The sequence below is a fragment of the Bradyrhizobium sp. genome, assembly GCF_049691595.1.
Taxonomy (GTDB): domain Bacteria; phylum Pseudomonadota; class Alphaproteobacteria; order Rhizobiales; family Xanthobacteraceae; genus Bradyrhizobium.
In genome coordinates, this window is record NZ_JBAVNZ010000126.1 from 22,325 (window position 1) to 30,878 (window position 8,554).

An 8,554-nucleotide genomic window follows, 5' to 3' on the forward strand; every position below is an offset into this window, starting at 1 on the left:
CGTCAATATAGGGTATGGCGCGCGCTATTCCCATTCAATTTCCGAAAATGCTGCGGTTGCGTTACGCGCATTGAAGTCGTCAAACAATTGCCATCGCGATCGCTCCGAGGCCGCGGCGGTACCGGCTGCGACCGTGATCGGCGCGCCGCGGGCGACAAGCGCGCGAACGTCCGACGCCAGCGTCTCCAGGTAGCGGCGCTCATCGGCGAGCGCCGCCGGCCAGTCGCTCACGGGTCCGTGACCGGGGACCACCCGTTCGGCGGGGACGGTGCCGAGCTGGTCGATTACGCTTAGCCAGCCGCGAAGACTGCCGTCCAGCACTGGCGCATGCGCAAGGAACACGAGATCGCCGGCGAACAGGGTTTTGGTTTGCTCGTCGAAGACTGTCAGATCGCTGTCGCTATGCGCGGCCGGCCATGCCCGCAGGATCAGCGTGCGCGCGCCGAGGTCGAGCCGAACGGTACCGTCGACGCGGAGCGTCGGCGGTACGATGCGTACCTCATCGATCAGTTGGTCGCCCATGGTCCGGCGAAATCCGTCGATATAGAACTGCCCGCGCGCCGCCAAAGCCCGCGGCAGGTTCTTGTGACCGACAAACACGGCACCATCGCGCTCAAAGGCAGCATTGCCAAAGACATGATCCGGATGGCCGTGCGTGTTGATGACGTACCGGACCGGCTTGTCGGTCCGGGCGTGGATGGCCGCGAGCAGTTGCGCTCCCTCACGAACACTGCCTCCGGTATCGATCACCGCGACCGCGCTCTCGCCGATGATGAATCCGATATTGGCGATCGCGCCGTCGTTCTCGCGTATCATCAGCGCGGTTTGGCCGGCATGCACGAATACGCCACGCGCGATTTCGCTGACGGCCAGTTCCTGTTGCTGCGCATTCGAGAACGTCGAAGCGCCGAGCAAGGCGAGCGCCGCAAGAACCGAAGCGTGATGAGCCATACTTCTGCCTCCATCTCACCACGAAGCACCGTTGACAGCTTCATGTCGCACCGTCGACGCGGTTTGCGTCGCAGCACGCAAGGCGAATTCATCATGAAGCTTATTCCCGTTGCACGCCCCAATTGACAAGCATGGCATTTTGCAAGCATAGCATTTTGCAAGTATAGCATTTTGATTGTCGCTGGCGTCTATTGAAAGGTCGGTTCATTGAGACGAGTGTTGGAAGTTGGCAACGATTGGCAGGCCGGCACGGCAACGGCTTCAATGACAAATCCCCCGCTGCATCGCTGGCTGCTGATTTCGCTGGTTGCGATCGCGGCAATGCTGGTCGGCAGGGACATCTCGCGGGCGCAGACCAGCGAAAGCAGTGATCTGTCAATCGAGCTTGTCGATCCCAAGGTGTTGAGGGTATGCGCCGACCCGCGCAATCTGCCGTTCTCGAACGCGAAGGGCGACGGGTTCGAGAACAAGCTCGCCGAATTGTTCGCCGAGAAGCTTCAGAAAAAGCTCGACTACATGTACTTTCCGCAGGCGACCGGCTTCGTTCGGATGACGCTCGGCGCGCATCGTTGCGACGTCATCATGGGTTTTCCGCAGGGCGACGACCTTGTCCAGGGTACCAATCCCTATTACCGCACGGCCTACGCGTTGATCGCCAGGCAAGGCAGCGGTCTCGAACAGGTCGCGACGCTGCAAGATGAGCGCCTGAAAGGCAAGCACATCGGCATCGTTGCCGGCACGCCTCCTGCCACCAACATGGCGGCAAATGGTTTGATGATGAATGCCAAGCCTTATCCGCTGATGATCGATACGCGTTTCGATTCCTCGGCGGAAGCCATGGTCAATGATCTGATGTCTGGTGAGATCGACGCCGGCATTCTATGGGGACCGATGGCAGGCTTTTACGCCAAGCGGGCAAGCCCGCCGCTCCAGGTCACGCCGCTTGTCAAGGAAACGACGGGACCTCAGCTTGTCTATCGCATCGGCATGGGCGTCCGTCCAGCCGACCAGAACTGGAAACGGTCGCTCAATCGGCTGATCCAGCAAAACCAGCCGGCCATCAACAAGATACTGCTCGATTTCGGCGTCCCCTTGCTCGACGAGAACGACCAGCCGATCGGCGCGGAGACGACGACCAAGTCGCCGTAATGCGGAGTTTTGCCGGTCCGATCCTCGCGGCCTTGGTGTTCATGGCCCCGGTGTATGCGCAGGTCGACGTTGCGGAGCCGGACGGGTACCGCATCGAAAACTACCGCGCGCCTGTCCCCGCAACGCTCGCCGGTGCACGCGTTCTTGCGACCGCGGAGGCCGAGATGATCTGGCGCGCCGGCACTGGCGTCTTCGTCGACGTGTTGCCGCGCGCGCCCAAGCCGCAAAATCTGCCCGCTGGCACGATCTGGCGCGACAAGCCGCGGCACAACATCCCCGGCAGCTTCTGGTTGCCGGACACCGGTTACGGAAAGCTGGCGGAAGCGACCGAAGACTATTTTCGGCGCGGACTCGTCCGGGCTTCCGGCGGCAACAACGCGGTGCTGCTTGTGATCTATTGCCAGACCGATTGCTGGATGTCCTGGAACGCGGCAAAGCGGGCCCTGTCGTATGGATACAGGCATGTGGCCTGGTATCCGGAAGGAACCGATGGTTGGGAGTTCGCCGGCCTGCCGATGGCGGAATCGCAACCGGAGCCGCGCTCGGACGAGGAGACGCCGTCTCCGCGCTGATCGCACGGGACGCGTGGCGTTCGCTATTCCATCTCCTGCTGGATCATGCGGCCGAGTGCGAACAGCCGCTGGTCGATCGCGACAGGCACCTCGCAGACGAATTTGACCACACGCCGCCGGTCCTCGAAAATCCGGGTTTGCCAGACGAGCTGGTTGCCGAGCTCGTCGATCCTGGACTGATCGGGCGGGGACGCATCCTGCAACGCCTGTAGCGCCAGCGTATCGGACCGGATCTTTTCCGCCGCCTCGCGCTGCTTTCGGGTCACCCGTTCGAGCCCGTTCATGACCGATGAGCGCTGGGCATTGAGGGTATCGAACAGGCCTGCGAACAGGAGCTTGGCCATGGTGACCTTTTCGGCCGCCGCCCCCGCCAGAAATTCCTTGATCGCCTGCTGGGCCTCTTCGAGAGGGGTCCGTCTCGCGGCCAGTTTCGACACCAGCGCGCTTACCCTGGCATCATTCTTCCACTTGTCCGAGGCGTCGTCGAGCGGTGGACCCGCCCACACCGCGGCAAGTGAAATCTCCGGCACCTTGGCCTGGGCGCACGGCCAATCCTGATGGCGCGGATCGGCGGCGAAGCCGAAGCCGGCCGATGCCGTGAGGGCAAGCAGAGCCCCGATCGCGATCTGCCATCTCATGTTTCGCCTCCGGCGGGCCCGCGGCGGATCAGGCCGCGCGATGGATCGTAGGCGTATACCGCGCCGACCATGAAGGCCAAAGTGCAGCCGCCGACGACCGCCAGCGAAATCCAGTTGGTCTGTCCATACAGCGCAAAACGTATCAGCTCGACGGCATGGGTGAAAGGATTGAACTGGCACACATAATAGAGCACCGGGCTGCCCTCCTGCACCCGCCACAGCGGATAAAGCGCGGAGGATGCGAAGAACATCGGGAAGATCACGAAGTTCATCACACCGGCAAAATTCTCGAGCTGCTTGATGCCGGAGGAGATCAGCATGCCGAGCGCGCCGAGCATCAACCCGGACAGGATCAGCGCCGGCAATACCGTGAGATAGCCGATCGGCGGAGGGGCGATATCCCAAAACCACGCGATCAGCAGAAAAGCATAGACCTGGAGCAGCGAAACCGCCGTTCCCGCCAGAAGCTTGCAGAACAGAAGATACCATCGCGGCAGCGGGCTCACCAGCAGGGTGCGCATATTGCCCATCTCGCGGTCGTAGACCATCGAGAGCGAGGACTGCATGCCGTTGAACAACTGGATCATCGCCATCAATCCGGGCGCGATATAGACCTCATAGAGGATGTAGGTTTCGTAGGGCGGGATGATGGAGATGCCGAGCACCTGCCGGAAGCCGGCGGCGAAGATGAACAGCCACACCAACGGCCTCACCAGCGCCGAGACGAAGCGCTCGCGCTGGTGCAGGAAGCGCAGGGCCTCGCGCCACACGATGCCGTTCAGGCAGGTGGCATACTCCGAGAGCGAGAAGCCGGTGCGGGCAGGCGTGATAGACGTGGAACTCATGGCGCGGCTCTCCCCGATTCCGCGGCGGCTCCGGTCAAACGCATGAATGCGGAGTTCACGTCATGGGCGCCCGCTGCGGTGATGACGCGGGCGACTTCGCCGTGCGCCAGCACGCGGCCCTGATGCAGGACCACGAGGTCATCCTTCGGCGTGATCTCGTCGAATAAATGGGTGGCCCAGAGCACGCTGATGCCCTGTTCGGTGACGAGCTGCCGGACGTGGTTGAGGATGTCGGCCCGGGCCTTGACGTCCAACCCGACGGTCGCCTCATCCAGCAACAGCAGGCGTGGACGATGCAGCAATGCACGCGCGATTTCCAGCCGACGCATCTGGCCGCCGGAAAGGTCGCGCACCTTGCTGCCGGCGCGGTCCGCAAGGCCGATGCGCGTGAGCACCTGGTCGCTGCGCGATCGTGCCTCGCGCCGGCCGATGCCGTGCAGGGCCGCGTGATAAAGCAGGTTCTGCGTGACCGAGAGGTCGAGGTCGAGCGTGCGCGGCTGGAACACCACGCCGAGCAGCCGTAGCGCTTCGCCGGGCGCAAGGCCGATGTCATGGCCGAAAATGCCGATGCGCCCGGCCTGAATTCCAAACAGCCGCGTGACCAGGGCGAACAACGTGCTCTTGCCGGCGCCGTTAAGGCCAAGCAGGGCCGTGAAGCTTGCCGGTGCCACGTTGAAGCTGACGTCGATGAGGGCGCGTCTTGTGCCGTAGGAATGGCTGACGCCGGCGATCGACAGGGCGGGCATTTCGGCTGGATCGCGCCGGGGACGGATCTCCGCCGGTATCGGGCCGGGGACGGGTGCATCGGTTGTCGTCATGGCTGCGCAATCGTGATGCCCCAGGGCAGCTCGCCGACCTGGATCGTCTTGATCACCTTTTGCGCGGCGACATCGATAACCGAGACGTCGTTGGATACGCCATTGGTCACCAGCAGATATTTTTCGTCCGGGGTGAACGCCATGTGCCAGACCCTCTGGCCGACCAGAAGATATTTGGTGACGGTGTGACTGGTGCCATCGACGATAGCGATGCGGTTGGCGGGCCCAAGCGCGACGAAAGCGGTCTTGCCGTCCCTGGTGATGCCGATTCCGACCGGCTGGATCGCTTCCCGCCGCAGGCCTGGAACACTGAAGGTAATCTTGCTGGTCACCGCGTGTTTGGCGGGATCGATCACCGACACGGTACCACCGATCTCCGACGACACCCACAATTCGGAACCGTCGCGCTTGAATTCGGCGAAACGCGGCCGCGCATCGACCAGCACGTTGGCGACGATCTGGCGCGTCGCGGTGTCGATGAAATGCGCCATGTTGGTGGTCTCGGAGGTATTGATCAGAATCTTGCCGTCCGGGCTCAGCGCCATGCCTTCGGGCTCGACGCCGACCTGAACCTCGCCCGCGCGCACGCGCTTTTCGAGATCGATGACAGTCACGGTGTTGTCATTCTCATTGGCGACATAGAGGATCTTGCCGGCGGCATCCTGGACGAACAGTTCGGGATCGGGACCGGAGGGCAGGGAGTCGACCACCTGCTGTTTCGCCGCGTCGATCATCTGAATCGTATCGTCATCGCCGACCGCGACCATCACGAACTTGCCATCTTTCGTGAACTCGATGCCGCGCGGCCGCTGGCCGACCTTGATGGTCCTGGTGACGGTCCAGTTGTCGGTATCGATCACCGACACGGTATTGCTTTTCTCGTTCGACACATAGGCGATGAAGGCCGAAGCGGGCGCTGCCGCCGCGAGCCATGCCGCTATTCCCGAAAGCAGACAACCACGCCACATATGCGATTTCTCCGTCTTCAATGCAGCTTGCACCTGGTTTCGGGCCGATCGACGCCCAGCGTATCGAGTTCCGAGACCTGATGCAGGAAACCCTCCTGCGGCGAAACCGAGACCACCATGCGGCCATCGACCAGCAAAATGGGCTGGCGAAGCTGCAGGTTCCAGTCCCGCAGCGTCAGCCGCTGGCCCTTGAATGCCGCAATGGAAAAATCGCTGCCCTTGAGAAAGTCGGATACCGGCTTCGGGTCGCCGGAATTCGCACGCGACGTCGCCTCGCCGATCATGCGCACGGCGGTCCATGCCTGCATGTCCAGCGCCGTCATGCGCCGCGAGTTCAGCTTGATGAAGCGGTTCTGCATCTGGGTCGCGCCCCACTGATCCTGCGCCGCGTCCCAACTCGTCGGCACCAGACCCGCCGAGCCGGCGACCGGTCGCGGGTCCCAGGTCCGGTAGGGCAAATAGGAAGCGAACACCTCGCTTTCGTCGGCTGCGACGAGAACGTCGTAGGCCGGCGCCTGCTGGGTGAAGACGGGCATCTGGCGCTGGATCAGGGTCACGCCGCTGTCGGTGCGACGGGCGCCGCCGGTGTCCTCGAACGTGCGCTCCTGAACGATCTTCGCGCCGAAGCGCACCGCGGCGCGTCGCAGGGCCACGGCATAGAGCTTGTCGGTGTCATGCGAGCCGACCACCAGCACCCAGCGCTTCCACTGCTTCCACACCAGATACTGGGCGAGCGCGTCCGCGAGCATCGAACGCGTCGGGGCGACGTGGATCACATTGGCACGGCAATCCTCCTCGCGCAGCCGGTCGTCGATCGATCCGGCGTTCAACAGCAGGGTTGCGCGATCGCGAAGCGCGTCGGCGGCCTTCACCAGCGCTTCCGGGGGCAGATCGGCGATGATGAAGCCGTTGCGGGTGGCGAGCGTCGTCGCCGCCTTGGCGACATCCTCCCCGTCCTTGAGCCGAAGCTCCTCCAGGGTGAAGGTCTGATTCAGGAACTTGCCGGTGGTGTTGTTGTCCTCGATTGCGAGACGCGCGCCGGCAATGCCGTCGTTCTCCGACGGCTGCTCGACCAGCGACAATTTCGACTTGACGCCGTAGCGTCCGAGATAGCCGATGCCGATCCCGACCGGCTCGGCCGCGAGCGCATGCGTGGCCACGACGCTCAAGCCGACCGCACCGACCAACCATCGGATCATGACTCCTCCCTGACGTTCCCCCGGCTTGACCGACGATGGAGGAATTCCTGGCTTGAAACATGACCGAATTGCCCTAGCTTGCAACCCTGCATTTCGTCATTGCGCCACCCTTGATTTGACCGGGACTCGATCATGAGAGCGCTTTTCGCCGTCATTGTGCTGTTGCTGTTGACTTCGGCGCCGGCGCGCGCCGATGCACCCAGGCTTGCGGTGTTCGATTTCGAACTGGTGGATACGAGCCTGCAGGGCGAGGTGGACGGGCCGCGGACCGACGAGCACGACAAGCTGATGCGCGTCGGCGACCAGTTGCGCAAGGAACTGGCCGAATCCGGCAAATTCCGTCTCCTCGACATCTCCCCGATCAATGCTGCGGTGCATGGCAGCAATCTGCAGGCCTGCGGCGGCTGCGATGTGCAATTTGCACGGCAGATCGGCGCCGATCTCGTCATCACGGGCGTGGTGCAAAAGGTCTCCAACCTCATCCTCAATATGAATATCTATCTGCGCGACGTCCATAGCGGACAACTCATCACGTCGATGAGCGCCGACTTTCGCGGCAATACCGACGAATCCTGGTCGCGGGCGCTGCGCTATCTGGTGCGCAACCGGCTGCTGGCGCCCAATTATGGCGCGCCCCAGGCTCGATAGAGCGAGATGACTTCTCTTCGAAACGTCATCCAGCTCTATCTTTTGTTTGAGCATGACCTTTTCGGAAAGCCGGTATCCACTTTTCCGGATCATGCTGTAGGCGCGTGAAATTTCAAGCGGCCAGTTGAGCAGCGTGCCAGCGTAGATGATCGGCCATGAAGGTGGAGATGAAGTAGTAGCTGTGATCGTAGCCGGGTTGGCGGCGCAGGGTGAGGGGAATGTTCGCTTTCTCGCACGCGCCTTGCAGCAATTCCGGGCGAAGCTGCTCGGCCAGAAACGGGTCGGCGTCGCCGTAATCCACCAGCAGGCTGGAAAATCTCGCGCCGTCCTCGATCAGTGCAACGGCGTCATGCTTGCGCCACGCCTCCTTGTCAGCGCCGAGATAGCCGCCCAGCGCCTTGATGCCCCATGGCACGCGCGAGGGGGCCACGATCGGCGAAAAAGCGCTGGCGGCGCGGTAGCGATCGGGATGGCGCAGCGCGACGGTCAGCGCGCCATGACCGCCCATGGAGTGGCCGAGGATCGATTGCCGCGTGCGATCGACGGGAAAATGCTCGGCGACCAATGTCGGCAGTTCTTCGGTGACATAGCTCCACATCCGGTAGTTGCGCGCAAACGGCACTTGTGTCGCATCGACGTAGAAGCCGGCCCCAAGACCGAAATCGTAGGCGCCGGCGGGGTCGCCCGGCACGTTCTCGCCGCGCGGGCTGGTGTCCGGCGCAACGAAGATCAATCCAAGCTCGGCGCATGCGCCGCGGAATTCGCC

The 8,554-nt window shown here is 62.8% G+C and carries 10 protein-coding genes; 3 read left to right on the forward strand and 7 right to left on the reverse strand.

What is annotated here, in order from left to right:
• Positions 1–24 precede the first annotated feature (24 nt).
• Positions 25–951 carry a quinoprotein relay system zinc metallohydrolase 2 gene (locus tag WCE35_RS05775; protein WP_424592386.1) on the reverse strand — a complete coding sequence of 309 codons (927 nt, stop codon included), beginning with the start codon at positions 949–951 and terminating at the stop codon, positions 25–27.
• Positions 952–1,215: 264 nt separating this feature from the next.
• On the opposite strand from WCE35_RS05775, the gene WCE35_RS05780 reads away from it, so the two are divergent.
• On the forward strand, positions 1,216–2,100 hold the full coding sequence (locus WCE35_RS05780) for a substrate-binding domain-containing protein (protein WP_424592387.1): 885 nt from the start codon (positions 1,216–1,218) through the stop codon (positions 2,098–2,100).
• A gap of 41 nt (positions 2,101–2,141) precedes the next feature.
• A complete protein-coding gene (locus tag WCE35_RS05785) occupies positions 2,142–2,672 on the forward strand; it encodes a PQQ-dependent catabolism-associated CXXCW motif protein (protein WP_424592397.1) in 531 nt (176 codons plus the stop codon).
• A 23-nt stretch (positions 2,673–2,695) separates the two neighbouring features.
• Here WCE35_RS05785 and WCE35_RS05790 read toward each other — a convergent pair whose 3' ends face one another.
• The 5 genes from WCE35_RS05790 to WCE35_RS05810 all read right to left on the reverse strand — a co-directional run bounded on the left by WCE35_RS05790 (position 2,696) and on the right by WCE35_RS05810 (position 7,140).
• Positions 2,696–3,310: a hypothetical protein gene (locus WCE35_RS05790; protein WP_424592388.1), complete on the reverse strand. Its 615-nt coding sequence runs from the start codon at positions 3,308–3,310 to the stop codon at positions 2,696–2,698.
• Positions 3,307–4,155 (reverse strand): ABC transporter permease, encoded by an 849-nt coding sequence (locus WCE35_RS05795; RefSeq protein ID WP_424592389.1) that lies wholly within the window; start codon positions 4,153–4,155, stop codon positions 3,307–3,309. Before WCE35_RS05795 ends, WCE35_RS05790 begins: the two co-directional genes overlap by 4 nt.
• Positions 4,152–4,901, reverse strand: a complete 750-nt coding sequence (locus WCE35_RS05800; protein WP_424592390.1) for an ABC transporter ATP-binding protein — start codon at positions 4,899–4,901, stop codon at positions 4,152–4,154. The genes WCE35_RS05795 and WCE35_RS05800 overlap by 4 nt, the downstream gene beginning before the upstream one ends.
• A gap of 68 nt (positions 4,902–4,969) precedes the next feature.
• Positions 4,970–5,941, reverse strand: coding sequence for a YVTN family beta-propeller repeat protein (locus WCE35_RS05805; RefSeq protein WP_424592391.1), 972 nt, complete (start codon positions 5,939–5,941; stop codon positions 4,970–4,972).
• Between the two features lie 17 nt (positions 5,942–5,958).
• The gene (locus tag WCE35_RS05810) at positions 5,959–7,140 is read right to left on the reverse strand and encodes an ABC transporter substrate-binding protein (RefSeq protein ID WP_424592392.1); all 1,182 of its coding nucleotides are present in this window, start codon (positions 7,138–7,140) and stop codon (positions 5,959–5,961) included.
• 132 nt (positions 7,141–7,272) lie between these two features.
• Here WCE35_RS05810 and WCE35_RS05815 point away from each other — a divergent pair, with 132 nt between their 5' ends.
• Entirely contained in the window at positions 7,273–7,788 is a 516-nt protein-coding gene (locus tag WCE35_RS05815) for a DUF3280 domain-containing protein (protein WP_424592393.1), read from the forward strand.
• Between the two features lie 112 nt (positions 7,789–7,900).
• Here the strand turns inward: WCE35_RS05815 and fghA are convergent.
• Positions 7,901–8,554, reverse strand: a 654-nt coding sequence (fghA, locus tag WCE35_RS05820) for an S-formylglutathione hydrolase (RefSeq protein ID WP_424592394.1), incomplete at its 5' end; no start/stop codon positions are given.